Source organism: Pedobacter sp. (assembly GCF_965279535.1).
Taxonomy (GTDB): Bacteria; Bacteroidota; Bacteroidia; order Sphingobacteriales; family Sphingobacteriaceae; genus Pedobacter.
The window spans coordinates 2831063-2852146 of sequence record NZ_OZ257244.1; the positions used below are offsets into that span (position 1 = coordinate 2831063).

Below are 21084 nucleotides of genomic sequence, written 5' to 3' on the forward strand. Positions count from 1 at the left end.
TTAAAAGTTGTGGGTTGTGGGGCTGAGGGCAGAAACATGGCGCTAAAAATTAATTTCCAGAATAACTTATAAACAGAAAAGCCACCTTACCGGTGGCTTTTCTGTTTGGTTATGGGTTAAAAGTTGTGGGTTGTGGGGCTGGGAGCAGAAACATAGCGCTGAACACCAGGTTGCAACCTTTAACGCTTTTAAAAATCTACGTGATAATCTTTCGGGAATGTTTTAGCTGCCCAGGCTTTTTTTGCCGTCCAATCGGCAGCTGGTGCCGACCAAAACTCATCAGTTGCGGGTAAACCTAAAGGCAGGAATGACAGTGTAGCCATGTACAAACTTCCGGTGGATGTGTAATAATCAGCAATTTCCGGATCATGACCACAGAATCCCAGCTGCAACCAATCCATTTTATCGAAGGTTCCGGGAACATCATACATATTCTGTTTTACTTTGGTAAGTGCAGCGCGCACCTGAGCTGGTTTAATGGAAGCTGGTAGTTTTTTCATTAAAGCTATCTGGCTTAAAGCCTGAAATGCGCCGGTTCTATAGGTAATTGACCTTCCAATTGGAGGATAGGTTCCTTCAGGAGAAATCATGCGCTCCTGACCAAGCGCATAACGTTGCATGCGTTTTAAAGCCAGTTCATACCTTTCGGCTTTAACCAAACCTTTATTTAGCATTACTTCAAGTGTATCAACCATCATAGGATGAATAACAAATGAATTGTAGTAATCAAAAGCTAAATTTGGTCCGTCGCCATACCAGCCATCGCCCTTATACCATTCATTAAGCTTGTCTACCCCCTCATTTAAACGGGCTTCATCGGGTGCTATGCCAACAGAAAGCAGAAATGCTTCTGTAATAGAGCCGAACAATAACCAGTTGCTTTTAAAAGGCTTCCTGTTCCGTAATGACTTAAAAGCCGCAATAATAGCTTCTTTAGTTTCAGGTTTGAGCGGTTTCCATAATGCCTCTGGTGCCCTTAAAAAGGTTTGTGCTAAATAGGCTGCATCTACAATGGGTTGATGATCTTTTGCAAAATTGAGCTTGTCCGGGCTGTTGGCTGCGAAACAACTATCAAGCCCCTTAATCGCATCCATGCGGAGCTTTTTTCTCAATGTTCCCTCTTCTGTATCATCATCAGGAAGTGCGAGCCAGGGGGCAATGCCCGCATAGCAGCGGCCAACAGCTTCCAGGTAAGAAACCGCTGGCGTACGCGAATCGAATGTAGGAGAAGTGATCAACGGCATATTTTTTACCAATGTTCCGTTTGCCAGATTGCTCACTACCGGATTTGCAATTTTGTATAACAGCTTATACCAGTATGTTCTATCGTTAGTTTTTTTCAGGGTACCGGTAACCGTTTCATCTGTATCCAGTGCTAAAACTGTTTTTGGGTTTAAAGTACCTAAAAACCCTGTTAATGAAAGGGCACCAATAAATTTTCTTCTTTCCATTTTGTTCTTTATAGATACCAGTTTTTATAACGTAACAAAGCCTCTAAATAATAATAATCTGCATAACTCAGTGGCACATCAACTTCAGATTTTAATGGCAGTGCGCCAGTACTGTGCATTAGCAAAAATCCTCCGTTATCACCTTCCTTAGCTGTATAGGTACTTGAAGAAAGCGACCTCAACATTTGCTCTGCATGTTTTACGTATAGCGCCCTGTCTTTTCCCTGGGTATATTGGCCCAATTCTAAAAATGCAGAGGCAATAACAGCAGCAGCAGATGCATCCTTATAAGTATTAGGGATTCCTGGAGCATTAAAATCCCAATAAGGAACCTGATCATCGGGCATTGCAGGGTTATTTAAGATAAACTTGGCAATGTTTTTGGCAAAATCCAAATATTGTTTGTTTTTAGTAAACCGGTACATCATGGTATAGCCATAAAGTGCCCAACCCTGACCTCTGCTCCATGCCGAACTATCTGCCGCGCCCTGAGAAGTACCCTTTTTAAGTACTTTTCCAGTATTCATATCATAATCTACTACATGATAGGAACTATAATCTTTTCTGAAATGATTCTTCATCGTAGCATCGGCATGTTCTACTGCGATTTTACGATATTTATCATCGCCACCATTGGCAGCAACCCACAATAGCAACTCCAGGTTCATGAGGTTATCGATAATAACGGGGCCTTTCCATTTCTTGCTCGAATTCCAGGATTGAATAACTTTTGCACCGGGACGGTAGCGGGTTATTAATGATGCCGCAGCGGTATCAATTGTTGGTTTATAATTTGAATTTTTAGTAATCCTGTAAGCATTACCAAAACTACAAAACATCATAAATCCAAGATCGTGATTACCCGTATAATGTTTTTCTTTTTCCAGAATCGCCAAACGCTTCTTTGCCTCATTAAAAGTTGCCGAATCTTTGGTATACTCATATATATATAAAAGTGATCCCGGATAAAATCCGCTGCACCACCATTGGGTATCACTGCTTTCCGTTTTTTTTGAAGCAGGGTAATAGGTTTTTGGCATCCGGTTAACAGGGGTGTTTTTTGCTAATAATTGATACTGTTTCTGCGCCAACTTAAACTGTTTATCGATCAGGCTTTCCATGGATTCCTTTTCTCCATTTGCCATTTGCCCACCAGCTATCACGGCAGTTACCAGAAAGCATACAGTAAACAATAATTTCTTCATACTCTTTTTATAGGTTTTTGTTGTTACTAATTTTAAATGATCGAATAAGTGAATTTTGAATGGATGATTGGAACAGCATACAACACTCTATCATTCCCTTATTCGATCATTCCATCCTTGATTAATTCATTCGAAGCCACAAAACTGTGCTTTTGGGATGCGAAAAAAGAGGATAATCCTAAACGAAAAGTTAGAAAATCTGCTTTTTCCGTCACTTATCCATTACATCTTGGCATCCATAAGCCTGGTTGATTTGACTTTAGGCGCAGCCAATTTCATTTTGATTACGAAAGCACGATCAGAACTGAAAGTTTTTGGCAGTATTACATCATAATAGGTGTTCTTATCGAGGTCAAGGCCAATATCTGCAGGTTTAAGCGCTAATTTCTCTCCACCCACCAGTAAGGCGGCACTGTTGGGTACGAGGGTGGCATTTTTAGGTACTGCAATACGAACTATATTATTTAAAGGTCTGTTAAAGACTGTTAGATACAATTGATCTTCTTTTTGTGTAAAATACCCCAGTTTGGATGGTGTTAATGCAGCGTGGCGAACATTGTAAACTGCTTCTGCATTTTGCCTTACCCATTCTCCAATCTCCTTGGCGAGTGTATCCTCTTCAGGATGCATATTCCCATTTCCATCTGGACCGAAATTGAGCACAAAGTTGCCGTTCATGGATCTGGAATGCATCAACATATCCAATAAATCATCTGTGGTTTTGGTGTAAATGCCCGACCAATCTTTCATATACCCCCATCCATTTGGTGGAATTGTCATTACCGCATCCCAGTCATGTCCTTCTAACCACTCGAATTCGGCAGGCAGTTTACGCTCCCAACCTTGTTCATAATCGCCCAACATATTGCCATTTGAATCAAAATGGCGCGAGCCATGTTCATCATTCCGGAAACGAGAACCAATAATTAATCCCGGATGTTTTTCACGCAGTTCTTTTTCCAGGTTATAAGTGAATTCATAGGCGCTTTTCCAGGAAGCATCCCAGGTACCATCAAACCAGAACCCCTTGATTTGAGGGTAGTTTTTTAATTGTTCCAGCAGCTGGTTACGGGTATATTGCAAGAATTTATCGAATTTCTTTTTTTCCTCATCCGTTTGAGGCGCTTTTCCCATGTAATTGGGATTATTCCACTCCAGGATAGAAAAATACAAATACACATCGATGCCTTCTGCCGTGTAGGCATCTACCACTTGCTTAACAATATCTTTTTTATAAGGGGTTTTAGTAATGTTATAATCCGAATATTTTGTTGGCCACAACGCAAACCCATCATGGTGTTTTGTTGTAAAAATTACATACTTTGCACCCATGTCTTTAGCTTGCTTAGCCCAACGTTTGGCATCAAAATCTTTTGGATTAAATTGCTTATAAAGGTTATCATAAGTATTTTTCCAATCTTTGGGTGCAGTTGGGCCAGACCAGGAGCGAATCCACTCTGAAGCTGCTGCCCCTCCACGTGCGCTAACGCCTTCCCATTCATTACCGGCTATAGAATAAATTCCCCAATGTATAAACTGCCCCAGGCCATAGTTTCTGAAGGCCTCCATTGTTGCATCGGTTCGATTGGCAGGAGTTAAAGGCCCATATTTAACCTCTACCGGTTTTGCGGGTTTTCGTTTTGGTCCAGACCACTGTTGGGCATCTGCCTGGCTTGCAGTAACTACCAGGATGGCCGGCAGTACGTATTTAAGGATATTTTTCATAATGTCAGGTTTCCTTTGGATGTTTAAGATAGATTTAAGAGTCTTTCAAAAAGATTACATTAAACTTTTAACATCCAAAAAAATGTTAATCATATTTATTGGTATTAATTTCTAAACGGAAGTAGCTGGCTGTATAAATGGTACTGTTTATTGTGATTCAGGGCTTTGCCAATTACCCAGCAGAACTGGCAAAGCCTGAAATATTTTTTTAAAGTGCAATTACTTTTATTGAGGATGCTTTATCGTTAAAAGTAGAGGTGTAAGAACTTGAAGATGTGAGTTCGATACTGCTTCCTGTAAAGTTATCTCCATCGTACATAATCACCTTTACGCCTAAACCAATATTTACAGAGGATACATCATTGTTGCTGATCCCCAGGCTAACTAAATCAGCAGTTGTATACTGGCCTACAGGTAAAGATACACCATAACCGCCATAACTTGCGTTCTGGAAAAATTTGGCTGAGCCGTTTGCTCCAATTTGTGGCACACCATTTAAGAACGAGAATGAGTAGGTTTTTGAAATTACATTTCCATTTTTCAACAGCAATTTAGCCTTTAACTCATAAGGTTCATTCGTTTTGTAATAAAGCTCGCTCAATGGAATGGTGCCGGAAATGGTGTTGCCTGCACCAGGGGTAAATCTCCAGGTTACTGCATTATAATCTTTATTTGCTCCTGTACCTTCGTTATTCACATTCGGATCCATATAAATAAGGATGTCGCTAACCTCTTTATTACTGGTAAAGTCGCCCGATAGACTCAAGGCCTGTGTAGTACTGTTATAGGTTGCATTAGCATTAATGGTGGTTGTTGCACTTTCGTAAGGCGTTTCAGCAGGCAAGGGGTTTTGAAAGATTTCATTACGATTCAAAATTGCTGCATCACCTTCTGTTAAAAATGTAGGCTGGCCCTTACTGAAAGTTACATTCCCCGAACCCATTAAAGAAGTTCCCAATGTAGGCTGTTCTGATGCATATTTTGCATGATCATGAGGTAAGTTTAAACCATGCCCAAGTTCGTGGAGCATTCCACCTAAGTAATTGGAATTGGGGTTAGGTATTTTATCTACGGCCATATTGGCATTATCGAGGGCGAAACAGTTTCTGCCCCAACCGTAAAACGGTTGATCGCCACCATCAGTCCGTTGTGGCAATAAGATAAGCATATGAGAAGAGTTAGAAAATTCTGAGGCATGTGTGGCCTTGTAAGCATTAATTTCATTTATAATTTTGGCTGCTGATACGCTGGAAGAGTAAGGATAATCTGCCTGTGGTCCTGCGGCAGGGATTTCGATAAACCTCACTAAGCTTGTAGAATCAACTTTGGCTAAACCCATATATTTATCGTAACCGTATCTCAACATTTCGGTATGCAACCAGGTTTGAAAATGGGTAAATAATGCCGTTAATCGTGTTTTATAATCTGGCAATGCCGGATTATCTGTAGGAACAAACATTACAATATTGAGGTTTTTAGTGTTGGTTACGAAAGCGGGCGTACTGCTTGTACCATTAAGTGCTAAGGTGTTTGGTTTGGTACTTGGGGTTTCCGTTTCGGCAACCGTTGCCTTTTTACAGGCATTAAAGAACAGGGTGCCTGTAATCATAAAGAGCAGGCTGAGGCGAAGTTGGTTTCTTCTGTTTTTCATACTTAATTTTTTATAGTTTAAAGTTGGCTGGGTAAATGTTTAAAATTTGATTTTAATAATAATGGGGAGTTCCGGACTTAACCCCTCATTTACAGATTTGGGAACTATAATTTTTAGTGCCTTAAAATCTTGCTTCCACGACAGCTCCTCAGCATTCTCCAACAAAGTCACCTCCTTTACCTGCATCATCTTCTTTGAAAGCAACTTAATAATCAACTCACCTCTATCCAACTCACCTAAATGAATGTGTAATTCATCACTTTTTCCAGAATAAAAAATTATGGGCTCCAGCGTTCTTATATCAACTGATTTTCTGAGTTCGGTTGATGCAGAATTAGGTTTTTCTGTGGCAGACATAGTAATAGAATCTAATTGGTATTTTGGGTTGTGTTACCAGTATTGCAGTTACCAAACGTCGACTGCCCATCCAGACAGTCAACGTGGTAACATTACAAACTAATCAAACTAAATATTTTTACCATCCGGGATTTTGGATCAATGTTGCAGACTTATTGATCTCATCCTGAGGAATTGGTGCAAGGTATGCCCTTGGTTGCCAGTTTACAGGCAAAGCCGATACTTCTTTATAAGTATAAGTCCCATTGAGCTCTTTGGTAATGTAATTTCCTGTCATTGTAGTGGCTTCTGTTATTTCTGCTGTTTTCCATCTTCGCGTATCATACCAGAAATGCCCTTCATGAAAAAACTCTGCAACATAGTCATCCTGAATAATTTTACGCAAATCTGCTTTTGAAATGCCCAGTACTATCCCATAGCGGGATTCTGTTCCGGCATCAATTCCAGCCCGTTTCCTTATTTTGTTTAGCCAGGTTACTGCTTGTTCTGTTTGTCCTATTTCATTTAAGGCCTCTGCATATCCTAAATAAAGTTCGGCTAGCCTTAATACGGGGTATGCCCTGTTTATGGATGCCGAAGTGGCGGTAGAGTCATTTGCCATTTTTCGCGAATAATACCCTGTTTTGGTATAATAGGTTTGTATTCCATCGGCAGTAAGCGAATTCGTTGCCTTATTAAAGAAAATATCTATAGGAACCAGCGTGGTACCAGAGCCACTTCTCCATATTGGTGCCTGATTGTAGATAATTGAATAATTAAAGCGGGGATCTCTGTTAGCATATGGATTAGACGGATCGTAACCGGAACCTGATGCGGTAATTGCCTTTCCGTTTTTCATCCCAAAAAACTTAACGGCATTCTCAGTCGGATTACTATATCCTCCGGCTGCACCAACTCTTCCCCTAGGGAATCTTGCACTTTCTAATGCAGTGCCATTGGCTACAATGTATGGAATGATGTATTCAGAGTTTCTTCTTCCTTTTACAAACATTTTCCAAAACCCATGACCGGGCCTTGTCGCATTGTCTTCTACTAAGGCGTAATCGGGAAGATTAATCACTGCCAGGCAGGCATCAGCAGCTTTTTGCCACAAGGCGGCGTTGTACGCAGAAGAATAGGTAACGTATGGGAGTATTGCAGGATCTGTTGTAAACGAATTTCCATTAAACAAGGGGCTTGCTGCTGTCAGTAATATCCTGGCTTTTAGCGCTAATGCCGCTCCCTTTGTTGCGTGACCATATTCTGATGCATCTTGTGCAATAGCATTAGGTAATTGTGCCGCCGCAGCATCCAGCTCGTTCACAACATAGTCTACACACTCTTTATAGGTGTTTCTTTTTGAGATTAAAATATCGTCTGTATTCAGCGGCTCATCAGGCATAAGCTGAACAGCTCCATATAGTCGTATCAGGGACATATAGAAAAAAGCCCTTAGATATCTTGCTTCTGCATTTAATCGTGCTTTTCTGGCAGCAGAAATAGGAGAAGCTCCTGATTTTTGCATAAATAAACTGGCTAACCTGATTTTCTTATAGAAAGTAGTCCAGTAGTTATTCAGCGAATAATTAGCGGCGCTGTAAGTACCGGCCATAACTCCTTGCTGTGGAGCACTGTAGTAACTGATGGATAAAGTTGTTTGGTCATCAAAGCAGGCATAATCATTACTTCCGGGGCTCGTAATCATGCTGTAGCGATATGGAACGATGTCTTGTCCGGTGTAGGCGTACATATCATTGATGAAACCTGTAGTGAGTGCACTATCGGCAAAAACTTTATCCTCCGTAAGGGTTTCAGTTTTCCGATCTAAGAAACTATCGTTTTTACAGGAAGAGTAGCCAATTGCAAGTATTGCCAATAAGCTAAGTGTATAAAATTTCTTTTGCATTTTAATAAAGATTAAAAGTTATAAGCCAAACTGAATACCGAAGTTGTAAATCCGCTGTTGCGGATATTCATTTATATCACCAATATTGGTTGTGGATGAAGTGCCAGATACAGATTCAGGGTCGATAAATACCGGAAGTGCCGTGTATATTAGGCCCAAATTGTAACCATTAGCATATAGGCGGATGTTGTTTACGTGCAATTTTTTTGCAAATGAATCTGGAAGGCGATAACCTACCTCTACGTTTTTCCAGCGGATATAATCGCCACGTTTGGTCCAGTATGTAGAATAAACGCTGTTTTGACTTCCGCTGCCTGCCAATACAGGGAAAGTAGCATCATTGCCTGTAATGGGTGTCCACCTGCCTAAATTATAAGGAACCGATTGATTTTCGGGACGACTGTAGCTGATAATCCCTCTGTTTATATTGATAAAATACTTAAAGGAGCTTTGAAACAAGGTACTGAAATCAAAGCCCTTGTATGAAAACCCAAGGCTTAACCCAGCAATAAACTCTGGTTGATTGGTACCCAGATAGCCCATATCATATTGATCGATAACATTATCTCCATTAAGATCTACCAACTTCACACCACCTAAATTTAGGGTATTTAACGGGGTAGCCGTAAGTAATTTAGGGCTGTTATATACATCATATAAAGACTGGTACAAACCTGCATCCTGATAACCGAACAGTGCGCCAACAGGCTTACCAGTTAATCCCAGCCAAGGGTACTTAGCCACCCCCTCATCTCTAAAGACAACCTTATTTTCACTGTGGCTAATCTGTGCATTTATGAAGTAAGAAAGCTTATTTGAAAAAGCATTATCGCGGAAAGTTAGGTCAAATTCATACCCTTTATTTTCTACAATACCCAGGTTTACAAATGGTAATGAAGCGCCAAAAGATGCTGCAACCGATGATCTTTGCGTTAAAATATCTTCTCTGCGTTTTTTATAAAAGTCTGCTGTAAAAGACAGTTTTCCCTTGAACATTTTAAGATCTAAACCAATGTTTGCATCTGTTTGGGTTTCCCAGGTAATTTCAGTATTTGAGAGGGTAGGTTCAATAATACCTGCAGAAGCAGTATTTGATGTTTCACCAAAAATATAGCCTTTACCACTGCCGGAAGAATATGTTTTCTCGTAAGTGTAAACAGAGCTGCCAATCCCATCATTACCCACTATACCATATGAGCCCCTGAATTTTAGGTTATCTACAAAATGAATGTTCTTTTTAAAAAAAGGCTCTTCGCTGATGTTGTATCCAAGACTTACAGCAGGAAACAAAGCATACCGTTTATTAGAGTTTTGAAACTTGTCCGAACCATTGTATGCTCCCTTAATATCAAGCAAATAACGTTGTTTAAAATTATAGCTCAAGGATCCTGTAATCCCCCTTACGTTGTAGGGTTCTGTAGCTGTTGTAGCAGTTTCTTCTGTTTTTGTAGTTTGGTTAAGTAGTACAAAAAAATTAAGGTCATGTTGCCCGAAGGTTTTATCATACTTAATAGAAGCTTGCAAATTGGTTACCCTATTCGAACCTGTATATCCTCCGGTTCGGGTTAAATTACCTAAGCGATAGAGGTTATTCACTACCGGCAGGTAGCTGCGTGTATTAGGATCCCAGTAGTACGTAGGGATCTCACTCGAATTTCGCTTTAGAGATCTGTTAAAACTATAGTCGCTGGCATAAGACAATAAGGCATTTGCAGATAAACCATCTGTTATGAAATTCAGCTTTTGGTTTACCTGGGTTACAAATCCAAGGTTGTTGGTATAATCTCTGCTGTATCCGGAGTACCTTAAGTTGGCAATCGGATTAATTTTGGTGGCACTACTGGTAGAACCACCATAACTACCATTTTCATTGAAGGCAGGGTATCCGAAAGCTGACAATTGTCCATTCCATAAATACTGTAAGGTTGGAGCACCTCCATTTCCAGGGCTGTCATTAGGCGAATTGGTTACACCAAATCTTCCTGACAAGTCGAAGCGGATGTGTAAGTCCTTGGTTGGGTCTATATCTACATTCGATCTGAAATTATACCTGTCAAAGTTGTAGTTTCCATTATACCCTTCATCTTGCGTAAAGTTCTTATACATACCTCCCTGATTAAAATAACCTAAAGAGACAAAGTATTTTGTTTTCTGGGTGCCGCCGCTAATATCGAAGTTAGTACGACTTTGAAGGCTGTTTTTTAATGTTAGCTCATCCCACCAATCCACAAAAGGAAAATTATAAGGATCGTCTTTTAAACGATAATGTTCCAGGTTATTCCCCGAAAAATATTTAGGATACTGGACAGCCGGATCTAAATATTGCTGGGTAGTCCATTCATTTAATAAGGCTAAAGTAGTATAGCCATCGTTGGTATCAAAATTCATGGTCGAGCTGTTTAGCCCCACTTCCTGTCTGAAAGTAAGCTGGGGTTTACCCACTTCGCCCCTCCGTGTTCTGATAACAACTACACCATTTGCACCCCTAACACCATATACAGCGGTGGTTGAAGCATCTTTTAGGATGGTTAAACTTTCAATCTCATTCTGGTCGATCATACTGATCTGATCAGCAGTAACTTCGATATCATCAACAATAATAAGTGGCCTTGTGCTGCCCTGGTAGGTGCTAATTCCACGGATATTAAACTCTGCACCATCTTTCCCGGGCTGGCCTCCACGTTGCTGAGAAAAGAAACCCGGTAAACGACCTGCCAAAGAGTTTTGAATACTTGAGGTAGGACTCTGTCTGATTTCTTTTCCGGAAATAGAACTTACTGCGCCTGTACTGGTTATTTTCTTTGCTTTTTCGCCAAATCCTAGGATAACTACTTCTTCCAGTCCCTTTGCATCTTCCTGGAGTAGTATATTGATGGTATTTTTGCCTGAAGTATTAATTTCGCGGGTTAAATAGCCGATGGATTTTACCACGATTATGCCGGTTGTACCTTTAAATTTCAAACTAAACTTACCGTTTTGATCGGTCACCGCTCCATTTGCCGTAGCTTCTTTTTCGTACACTGTTGCTCCCGGGATTGGTCCGCGATTGTCGGAAACTAAGCCAGTTATGGTTTTACCTGTCTGTGCAATAGCAAGCTGACTAAATAGGGCAGATAAAACAACTATATATATTAAAATTCTTTTCATAACGTTCATTAATAATCTACCAGTTTGGATTTTGAACCATTTTATTGTTAGATGAGATCTCTTTGTACGGAATTGGATAGAGATACATTTTATTAGCACTGAAGCTTGCCGGCGCTACATTTACAATACCATAAGTAATTGTGGTGCCTGTAAGTGTACCCTGAATGCCATGAAGTGTCCCGTTTAAAACTGTTTCGGCAATTTTCCATCTTCGGATATCCCAAAAACGTTGTTCCTCGAAAGCCATTTCCACCCTGCGCTCATGCCTTATTCTGATACGCATTTCTGCCTGGTTCAAGCCAACTGGAAGGGCAGGCATATTTACCCTTGTCCTGATATCATTAATCGCTTTATAAACAGATGCATCCGGGCCTACAGCCTCATTCTGCGCTTCAGCATAGTTAAGAAGTACTTCTGCATATCTAAAGATTGGAAAGTTGTGGTTCGCTGCTGTATAAGCACTTTCACTGGTGGTACCAGTCATAAACTTACGCAGATAATAGCCTGTTCTTGTCTCACCAGAATTGGTTCTTCCGTATCCCTGAGGTCTGTCTTTTCCTCCATCATAAGTTTCAACATTTCTGGTGAGCCAGTATAAACCATTAAACGATACAGTTCCTGCCAACCTTGGGTCTCTGTTATAATAGGGTGCAGTTAATGAATAACCAGAACCTGCTTCTGCAATTTGTTTACCAGCGAATGTTTCAAATTCATTTACAAGCTCCTGTGTCGGATTAGTTCTTCCAAGGCCTGCTCTTGTATAACCAACTGGCTCGTTATTGGCTTCCACATCTGTTGTAGTTGCCCTCAAATAGGGAAGAATAATTTCGGTATTGTATCGTGTGGAGAAAACATTCAGAAATTTATTAACCCCGGCCACGTAATTCGTTAATGTAGCACCTGCCGGCGCCAAGCTCGCCATATTTGTAGTTGTGTAATGTGCAGTAGTGGTAAGCGTTGATAAAGAATAAACAAATTTGTTGGCCGCAACACTATCCATAATGCTTTTAGCAGCCTTTGCTGCCAAATCCCACTTGGCTAAGTCGTTTGCTGTATTGTTCAGCGGACTTGCAGCGTATAATAATAATCGTGCTTTTAATGCCATCGCTGCCCCACGGGTAAATCGCCCAAAATAAATGGTTGTATACCCGCTGGTGCTATTGGGTGATAGTAAAACCGGCATAATGGCATCCAGTTCTGATACAATATAATTTACCGTTTCCTGATAAGTGTTGCGTGGAAAAGCGACGTCATCACCCAGTTCGAATACACGATCGCCAATAATCGGAATGCCTCCCCAGCGTTTCAAAAGCTCGAAATAGAACATGGCACGTAACCCTCTTGCTTCTGCTTTCCAACGCTGCTTAAATCCTGGGGTTTTTACAGGAACCTGATCAATGTTCGCTAAAAATATATTCACTTTTCTAATACCTGCGTAATTCGCATCCCAGGTATTATCTGGAAGGTTAACGGGGTTAAATGCCCCATTAGAAAAAAACTGAACCGTGTGTGAGGTTGAGGATGGAAGCGCATCATCCGATCCCGCATCTAACATGTTGCCATCAACGCGGTTAAATCCGGTTGGTAAACTTGAATAAGTATTATTCAAGTAATCTTCGGCATATTTCCCTAATGAGTCTGTTGGATCGAATACCAGACCAATCTCGGCATTCTCTAAAGGCTCATCTTCAATCATTTTCTTACATCCTAAGGTGGATATAACTAAAATCAGTAATCCTAGAATGGAGAATCTTGTTATATTTTTCATCTTTTATTACTTTTTGTGTTATAATTTCAGCGAAATGCCTCCATTTAAAATTCTATAATTCGCAAAACCAGACAAGCCTGTCTCCGGATCCAAATAATCAAGTTTAGTCCAGGTAAGTGGGTTATAAGCATTCAGGAAGACCCTGATTTTATTAATTTTTGCTCTCCTTAAAAATTTTGCTGGCAGGCTATATCCTACCTCTATGTTTTTTAACCTGATATAGTCAGCTCGCTTTACCCAAAAAGAAGAAGTTTGTTCATTATTGGTATTTGAACCCAGGGTTAACCTGGGCAGTGTTGCCTGGGTTGAATTCTGCGGTGTCCACCTGTTTTCTGTGGTATAATCCAACACATAGCCATAACCATTATTAAAGGCAAGCATTTGGGCTGCGCTGTAATAAATTTCGCGGTTTAATCTTCCTTCCAGCAAGGCGCTAAAATCAAAACCTTTGTAATTGAATCCGGCATTGAAGCCAAAAAAGAACAGGGGTTTAGTTCCTGCAATAGCTTTCTGATCTAAGAAATTAATCAGCCCATCTGCATTAAGATCTGCATATTTGATATCTCCTGGCTGGGGCGTATACCCAGGAATATTTGCAGTTTTAGCAATGTCTTCTCCCATCTGGTAAAAGCCTATGGCCTCATAACCATAAGTTGCCGTTGGCTGGCCTGCACGATATAACCAGGGGTAAGGGAAGTTTCCTTCTGCACGGGTAATCACTTTATTTTTTGCTATTGTGAAATTTCCTTTTATAAAATAACCAAAGTCTTGTTTGCGATTGTTAAAGCTGATATTGCCTTCCAAACCACTATAACGCGATTTACCGGCATTAACTGTTGGATAGGTTTGGCCAATAATGCCCGATGCATACCCACCAGAAGGGGTAATCAATTCATCATAATACTTGTTGGTATACCAGTTTACTTCAACACCAAGCTTATTGTTCAAAAATTGGGCTTCAGCACCCACATCAACCTTAACAGCCTTTTCCCAGGTAATGCCCGGGTTTCTTAAGGTACTTTCTGCAGCTCCTGACACGGCACTGGCAGTGGCTCCAAAATTATAACCTGTAGCGCCGAGGGTATATCGCTGCATGTAGCTATAATAATTAGTGGGGTCTGCCCAGGCCGTTTGTCCAACACTTCCTCTCAGCTTTAAGAAGTTAATGGTTTTGCTGGTATACCAGTCTTCATTTGAGATAATCCATCCTAACCCTAACGAAGGCAAAAAGCCCCACCTGTTACTCGGTACATATCGGTTATAACTGCCGTATACCAAACCCAGTTCTGCCAGGTAAGTTCTATTATAATCATACGTTGCAGTTAAACCAGCGTTCTTATAAATTTGATTCAGTTGAGTATAAGAATCGATGAGATTAGTTAAATTATAAGTTCCGAGAATATTGAAATTACTTTTTCCAAAAGAGCGGTCATAGCCTATAAGCCCGTTAAAGAAAGTTTGCTTATTTTGGGTTAATATACCCGGGTCGCCTTTTCCTGCTTCTATTGTTCCATCACTTCCTACCTTCGTATAGGTTGTTCCGCTGGCAGAAACTGTTGGATAAAATATGGCAAAGGTTTTGGTCCTGGCAATAGATTGAAGGTAATAATTATTAATTGAGAGCAATCCTTTTGCCCAAAGCCCTTTAGTAATATCATCAAGCTTAAACTTTAATCCCACATCGGCACTCAAAGTACGCTCATTGTAATTAATGTACCCGGAATTTAAGGCACTGGCCAAAATATTATTCGTGTATTGAATGCTTCCACTGTAGGTTCCGTCGGGATTTCGCGCGGCATAACCTAAAGGAGAGGTTTCGAAAATTCTGTTCATGATCACAGAACTGGTACTTCCAGGCTCATTACTATTTTCTATAGAACCGAAAATATTCAGGCTCAGCTGGATATTTTCACTAAAATCTATCTGAGCATTTGTTCTTAGGTTATACCTTTTGTAAAAGTTGTTGGTTTCGTAAGGATTATCGGCAGTAGTAAGGAAATTACCATCCTGCGCCAGATGTTCTACTGATGTATAGTACCTGTAGCTTTTTCCATTCCCCGCGGCATTCACAGCATACCGCTTTTGTAATGCATTATTTTTATAAATGGTGTTATACCAGTCGTTATTGGGCTGTAAATATTGGTTGTTAGTTCCATTTCTGTAAGCTGCGATTGTTGCCGCAGTGAATACAGGCGTTGCATTGGGAAAGGTGTTTTTCTGCGCCTCATTGTACAATTCGGCATATTGGGCACCGTTAATAAAGTTTGGCCTTTTAAATTGATTTAAAACACCATATTGAACATTAAAGTCCAGTTCGAAAGGCCTGTCATAAGACTTATCTTTTGTAGTAATGTAAACAACCCCATTTGAGGAACGCAGGCCATACATACTGGTAGATACCGCATCTTTTAAAACCGTGATACTTTTAATATCGTCAACATTAAAACTTGTAAATGAACGGATTACTCCATCTACAACAATCAGTGGCGACTGGCCGCGCAAAGTAAAAGAAGAGGCATCAAACATAGGCCCTGTTCTTCCTGATGAGCGGTTAGAATAAAGACCTGTAATTCTGCCTGCTATTACATTTGTTATGTCTGATACCGGAGTAGTATTAACATCTTCATTGTAAATTGTTGCCGAACCTGTAACATTCCGCTGTTTAGATACCGTTCTATACCAAAGGTTTACATGCCGCTGTTGCGGGTTGGTTCCCGGTAACATAGAGTCGAGCACAAGTGAATCTGAAACATTGCCTGGATTTTGCTGTGCCTTTCCCTGAAAAAATACCAGACAGCATAAACACATTAAAAAGCCTGGCTTAGCCCAAAAGAACTTTTGTTGGAAAGTAAATATTTTTATCATAATATGATTAGTTCCTGAAATGATAGATTGGTTAGTTGAGCTGTCCACGTACCAAACCTGCGGGTTGCTGCGCGGATGAAATTTGTAGGTATACTTTTTCTGTCTGGAGCTTCGAAGCAGTAGCCGCATCTATAGTTACTGAGCCTTTCGTTTCCCGTTGTGTATTAAAGGCTGGGCTTTTTAAATCTATAAATAGACTGCCTGCGGCACCATCAGGACCTAGAAACAGTTTGGCCTCTCCTGGTGTATCATTATTCTCAACAACTTTATCGAAATAGATATCAAAATGCAATTCCCGGTTGTCCATCAGGTAAACCATTGCTACTGCATGATCTGTTCTTCCACTAATAGCGGGTAAAACTTTTGATGCTGAAAGTTCAACTTTCCATTGCTTCTTTACAAAAATATCCGACTCGATAAATTTCTTTTTACAGGATGTAATAAAGATTAACAGGTACATAGCACCAAGCATGCACCACTTTTTAAAGTGATTAAACTTCATTTTAGTTATTTAGGTTAGGGTTGATAAATTTTGAGGCGTTGTTAAGCCGCCAATCAACTGGCGAAATGCAGTGTTTCGGTTAGTTTGTTTTCATCCATTGGTTAAGTTTGGTTGGTTGTTTTGTTTAACCGGTTGCTTTCTTCTAAATTCGAATAACGGGCAACAGGCGGGTTAGTTGGTTGAATCAAAACTGAGACATTATCGCCTAAAAAAAGATGAAAATTTAAAAGGAAAAGGTAGAAAATCGAATAATATGCATGCTAAATGATGCCTTTTAATGCATAAAGGAAACAATATTTCTATATTTATGCAGTAAGCTAACAACTAAACATCCCTAACTTAATATGAAATTTGACAAGCGCTGCAGGCTGTTTCTTTGCGTGTTAATATCTCTTGTTATTTCCTCCGCCAAGGCTCAACTTTCGTTTTCTAACCTTACCGTTGAGAATGGTTTATCTCAAAACTCTGTAATAGCCATTGCTCAGGATAGTACCGGCATGATGTGGTTTGGTACCAGGCAAGGACTAAACCGATATGATGGACACCGGTTTAAGATTTACAAAAGCGATTCCAAAAAGAATCAGCATATAGCAGGTAATGAAATTACATCATTGGCTACCGATGCCAGCGGAAAACTTTGGATTGGTACCACTACAGGACTTAGCCTCTACAACCAACAAACAGATCAATTCTCAACCATACAAAACTTAAGCAGCAGCAATGTTGAGGTGCTTTATCAGGATAAACAAAAAGAGATTTGGGTAGGGACTTTAAATGGCTTAAACTTATTGGTAGACAAAACCAATAACCGTTTCAGGCGCTTTCGTTTCAGTGAAAAAAGTAACGATCAGGTTAACAGCATTTCTGCTATTTTTCAAGACAGACATTTAAATGTATGGGTAGGAACAGGTAATGGGTTATTTGTCCTCAACCTTCAAAAAGGAAGCTATCAGTACAGAAAGGTAAACTTGCCAGGCACTATCCCTTCTAATTACATTACTGCCATTACTGAGGATAAAAATGGAAATATCTGGATGGGTACAGCCAATGGATTATCGGTATATAATCCAACAACCTTAAAACTAAAGACCTACCAGCACGACAACCGAAATCAAAACTCACTTATTCACAATGACATCCGCGAACTCATGTGCGATGACAAAGGATTGCTATGGATAGGCACTCAGGATGGCTTAAGTATCTTCAGTTTAGCGCAGGAAAAGTTTTTAAATTATCAGCATGATCCGGAAATAGGCAATACCATCAGCCATAATTCTATTCACAACATTTTTGCAGACCGGAACCGAAACATATGGATTGGGACATACTTTGGTGGCGTTAACATGATTTATCCTGTAGCTACTAAATTTAAGGTTTATCGCAACAGTAAATTTGTACCCAGCATAAGTGGTAATGTACTGAGTGCCATTATAGAGGATGGCCAGCATAATTTATGGATAGGAACCGAAGGTGCCGGACTTAACTATTACAACCGGAAAAGCAACACATTTAAAACCTACAAAACCAATTCTAACGACTCATCAACCATTAGCTCTAATCTGATTAAGATAATGGTAAAAGAGGGGCCAAACAGCGAGCGGCTTATTATTGGTACGCATCGTGGTGGTTTAAATATATTTGATCCTGCAACGGGGAAATTCCAGAGAATTAAAAATGTTAAAGATTCTACTGGGGCTGTAGGTTCTGCAGAGATTTTGGCTCTTCAGGTTGATCGGAAGGGGACAGTTTGGGTTGGATCGCTAAACGGGCTTTCTATTCTTCAGAAAAAAAATGGCCGGTACCCCTTATCTACCACAAAAAGTATTTTAGACCGTTACCTGCGTAAAAAAAATATCCTTAAAATATTTGAAGATAGTCGCGGAGACCTTTGGATTGCAACCAGCTCAGGGCTTTATCGCTATAACCCCAATACAAAACGGCTTACCCAATTCCGTAAAAATGAAGGCAACCGCAATAAGCTACAATCAGATTATATCAATTGTATTACAGAAAACCGCAATAAGGAAATATTAATAGGTACTTATTTTGGCGGACTAAGCATATACAACCCTAAAACCAACCAGTTTAAAACTTATCAGGAAGGTGACGGGCTGATTAACAACAATGTACTGGGTGTTGTAGAAGATGAGAGTCAAAACCTGTGGATCAGCACAGCCAATGGTTTGTCAGAACTCAATCCCGCATCAGGCAGGTTTAGGAACTATACTAAAAGCGACGGCCTAGCAGGGAACGAATTCAATGCCCGTTCCTATTTTATGGATAGTAAAGGAGAGATATTTTTAGGTGGAATTAACGGCTTAACCGCTTTTTATCCGAAAGATATTGAGTTGAATAAATACCATTCTCCGCTTGTGTTTACCGACTTAAAGCTGTTTAACCAAACGGTAGAAGTTAATGGAGCAGATGATTTACTGAGCTCATCTGTAAATAATGCTAAAAAGCTTGTATTTAAACATGATCAAAACCATTTTACCATTGAGTTTGCCTTATTAAACTTTGTAAAGCCAGATAAAAATAAATATGCCTACCTGTTGTCTGGCTACGACCGCGAGTGGAATTACACCGCTACACCCAGCGCCACGTACACCAATATACCTGCCGGGAAATACAAATTTATGGTAAAAGGTATCAATAACGATGGTATCCCGGGGCAAACCATAGCCTCTACCCAAATCCGTATCCGGCCGGCGCTGTGGGCAAGTTGGTGGGCTTATACTTTCTATATCCTCTTATTTTCTGCTATCCTATTCTTATTGATCCGCTATTTATTTGTGAAAGCACTTTTAAGGCGTACAGAGGATGTACAACAAATGAAGCTGAGGTTCTTTACCAATGTATCGCATGAAATCAGAACCCCACTTACCCTTATCCTTGGCCCTTTAGAAAACCTGCTCAAAAGCAGTAAGCACTTGCCGGAAATAAACCAACAGGTGATACCGATTAAGCAAAATGCTGATCGATTAATGCGCCTGGTTACCGAGCTTATGGATTTCAGAAAAATGGAAACCGGAAACCTCAAGCTTCACCCGGCAAAACAAGACCTCATTTATTTCTTACAGGAGATTTTCCAGTCTTTTGCGCAACTGGCCGAGAGCAGAAACATCCGCTATACCTTTAAATTCGAAAAACAGCCTATCGAAATATGGTTTGATAAGATACAAATGGAGAAGGTCTTTTTCAATTTACTTTCCAATGCCTTTAAATTCACTAAAAATGAGGGTGCCATTAGCATCTTAATCCACGAAGAACAGGATAACATCAGAGTTGAAATACGGGATAACGGGATCGGGATCCCTGAAAGTGAAAAAGACAAGTTGTTTAGCGAATTTTTTCAGGTGGATAGCCCCGGTATTGTACATATCGGTTCGGGAATCGGATTGGCACTTTCAAAAAGCATTGTGGTAGCCCATGGTGGGGAGTTGTTAATGAAAAGCAGGCCTGAAACAGAAGATCAGGCAGGGGACACAAGTTTTACCGTAATTTTAAAGACCGGTAAGAACGAACAGGTTGAAACTGATTTTCCTGATGCTGTAGCATACGAAAATGGCTTGTATGCCGCTACAATGGCTATGCCGGCTCCGGGTTTACAAAATCAGGTGGCCAAAGAAACGGTACTGTTGGTAGAAGATAATCAGGAAATAAGGCAGCTATTGCGAAATACCCTCGGTACACATTACCAGGTGCTCGAAAGCGAAAACGGACAAATGGGCTGGGAAGTTGCTACCGAGCAGGTTCCTGATCTGATTATATGCGATGTAATGATGCCGGTTATGAACGGACTGGATTTATGCAAACAACTTAAAACTGATGAACGTACAGCGCATATCCCCGTTATTTTATTAACCGCAAGAGTTTCTCACCCTCAGCAGGTAGATGGCCTGGAAACCGGCGCTGATAGTTATGTTACCAAACCTTTCAGTTTAGAATTGCTTTTACTCAACGTGAGAAACCTCCTCCAATCAAGAACAAACATGAGGCGGAAGTTCAGCGAGCAGGTTAACCTGCAACCACAAGACATTACCATTAATACAATTGACCATAAATTTATGGTTAAGGCTGTTCAATGCATTGAAGAAAGAATAACAGACCAGGATTTCGGTGTGCTTGAACTGGCAAAAGAGATTGGCATGAGCCAACCTGTACTTTACAAAAAAATAAGGGCCATAACAGACTTGTCGGTCAACGACTTTATTAAATCTATCAGGCTTAAAAAGGCTGCTGTATTATTAGAGGGAAGAATTCACAACGTATCAGAAGTAGCCTATCTTGTTGGATTTAACGATCCGAAATATTTTAGCAGGGAATTTAAAAAGCAATATGGCTATACACCAAAAGCTTATCTGAGCAATAAAGAGGGAAAAGAGGTTAAATAATCATCAATCCGAACATCTTTCATAACCATTCTTTAATCATCGCAGATGAGCATAAATATATCATCCCCCAGTTAAATCGAAATGAATACCTGAAACTGGACACACTTTTCAGTGAAATGAACACTTTTAACCGG

11 protein-coding genes are annotated in these 21084 nt (G+C 40.2%); 1 reads left to right on the forward strand and 10 read right to left on the reverse strand.

All coding sequences use genetic code 11. The annotated features are described in order from the left end of the window. Positions 1–188: 188 nt before the first annotated feature. The 10 genes from ACQY77_RS11430 to ACQY77_RS11475 form a co-directional block, all read right to left on the reverse strand. A complete protein-coding gene (locus tag ACQY77_RS11430) occupies positions 189–1451 on the reverse strand; it encodes a DUF2264 domain-containing protein (RefSeq protein ID WP_421942012.1) in 1263 nt (420 codons plus the stop codon). 8 nt (positions 1452–1459) lie between these two features. Beyond that, complete coding sequence (locus ACQY77_RS11435; protein ID WP_421942011.1) at positions 1460–2656, reverse strand: glycoside hydrolase family 88 protein; 1197 nt, start codon at positions 2654–2656, stop codon at positions 1460–1462. 222 nt (positions 2657–2878) lie between these two features. Next, positions 2879–4381, reverse strand: a complete 1503-nt coding sequence (locus ACQY77_RS11440; RefSeq protein WP_421942010.1) for an alpha-L-fucosidase — start codon at positions 4379–4381, stop codon at positions 2879–2881. Positions 4382–4589: 208 nt separating this feature from the next. Next, positions 4590–6032, reverse strand: a complete 1443-nt coding sequence (locus ACQY77_RS11445) for a hypothetical protein (RefSeq protein ID WP_421942009.1) — start codon at positions 6030–6032, stop codon at positions 4590–4592. Positions 6033–6071: 39 nt separating this feature from the next. Next, positions 6072–6389: a hypothetical protein gene (locus ACQY77_RS11450; RefSeq protein ID WP_421942008.1), complete on the reverse strand. Its 318-nt coding sequence runs from the start codon at positions 6387–6389 to the stop codon at positions 6072–6074. A 118-nt stretch (positions 6390–6507) separates the two neighbouring features. Beyond that, complete coding sequence (locus ACQY77_RS11455; protein ID WP_421942007.1) at positions 6508–8274, reverse strand: RagB/SusD family nutrient uptake outer membrane protein; 1767 nt, start codon at positions 8272–8274, stop codon at positions 6508–6510. An 18-nt stretch (positions 8275–8292) separates the two neighbouring features. Continuing rightward, positions 8293–11421 (reverse strand): SusC/RagA family TonB-linked outer membrane protein, encoded by a 3129-nt coding sequence (locus tag ACQY77_RS11460; RefSeq protein WP_421942006.1) that lies wholly within the window; start codon positions 11419–11421, stop codon positions 8293–8295. A gap of 16 nt (positions 11422–11437) precedes the next feature. Then, a complete protein-coding gene (locus tag ACQY77_RS11465) occupies positions 11438–13189 on the reverse strand; it encodes a RagB/SusD family nutrient uptake outer membrane protein (protein ID WP_421942005.1) in 1752 nt (583 codons plus the stop codon). An 18-nt stretch (positions 13190–13207) separates the two neighbouring features. Further along, positions 13208–16054 carry a SusC/RagA family TonB-linked outer membrane protein gene (locus ACQY77_RS11470; RefSeq protein ID WP_421942004.1) on the reverse strand — a complete coding sequence of 949 codons (2847 nt, stop codon included), beginning with the start codon at positions 16052–16054 and terminating at the stop codon, positions 13208–13210. Between the two features lie 31 nt (positions 16055–16085). Then, complete coding sequence (locus ACQY77_RS11475; RefSeq protein WP_421942003.1) at positions 16086–16556, reverse strand: CHRD domain-containing protein; 471 nt, start codon at positions 16554–16556, stop codon at positions 16086–16088. Positions 16557–16900: 344 nt separating this feature from the next. On the opposite strand from ACQY77_RS11475, the gene ACQY77_RS11480 reads away from it, so the two are divergent. Then, a complete protein-coding gene (locus tag ACQY77_RS11480) occupies positions 16901–20950 on the forward strand; it encodes a hybrid sensor histidine kinase/response regulator transcription factor (RefSeq protein WP_421942002.1) in 4050 nt (1349 codons plus the stop codon). The last annotated feature ends 134 nt before the right edge of the window (positions 20951–21084 follow it).

Coding starts and splice junctions, on each gene's coding strand:
- ACQY77_RS11445 (WP_421942009.1), bottom strand. CDS start 6,032: ATGAAAAACAGAAGAAACCAACTTCGCCTCAGCCTGCTCTTTATGATT.
- ACQY77_RS11465 (WP_421942005.1), bottom strand. CDS start 13,189: ATGAAAAATATAACAAGATTCTCCATTCTAGGATTACTGATTTTAGTT.
- ACQY77_RS11450 (WP_421942008.1), bottom strand. CDS start 6,389: ATGTCTGCCACAGAAAAACCTAATTCTGCATCAACCGAACTCAGAAAA.
- ACQY77_RS11435 (WP_421942011.1), bottom strand. CDS start 2,656: ATGAAGAAATTATTGTTTACTGTATGCTTTCTGGTAACTGCCGTGATA.
- ACQY77_RS11430 (WP_421942012.1), bottom strand. CDS start 1,451: ATGGAAAGAAGAAAATTTATTGGTGCCCTTTCATTAACAGGGTTTTTA.
- ACQY77_RS11440 (WP_421942010.1), bottom strand. CDS start 4,381: ATGAAAAATATCCTTAAATACGTACTGCCGGCCATCCTGGTAGTTACT.
- ACQY77_RS11475 (WP_421942003.1), bottom strand. CDS start 16,556: ATGAAGTTTAATCACTTTAAAAAGTGGTGCATGCTTGGTGCTATGTAC.
- ACQY77_RS11470 (WP_421942004.1), bottom strand. CDS start 16,054: ATGATAAAAATATTTACTTTCCAACAAAAGTTCTTTTGGGCTAAGCCA.
- ACQY77_RS11455 (WP_421942007.1), bottom strand. CDS start 8,274: ATGCAAAAGAAATTTTATACACTTAGCTTATTGGCAATACTTGCAATT.
- ACQY77_RS11460 (WP_421942006.1), bottom strand. CDS start 11,421: ATGAAAAGAATTTTAATATATATAGTTGTTTTATCTGCCCTATTTAGT.
- ACQY77_RS11480 (WP_421942002.1), top strand. CDS start 16,901: ATGAAATTTGACAAGCGCTGCAGGCTGTTTCTTTGCGTGTTAATATCT.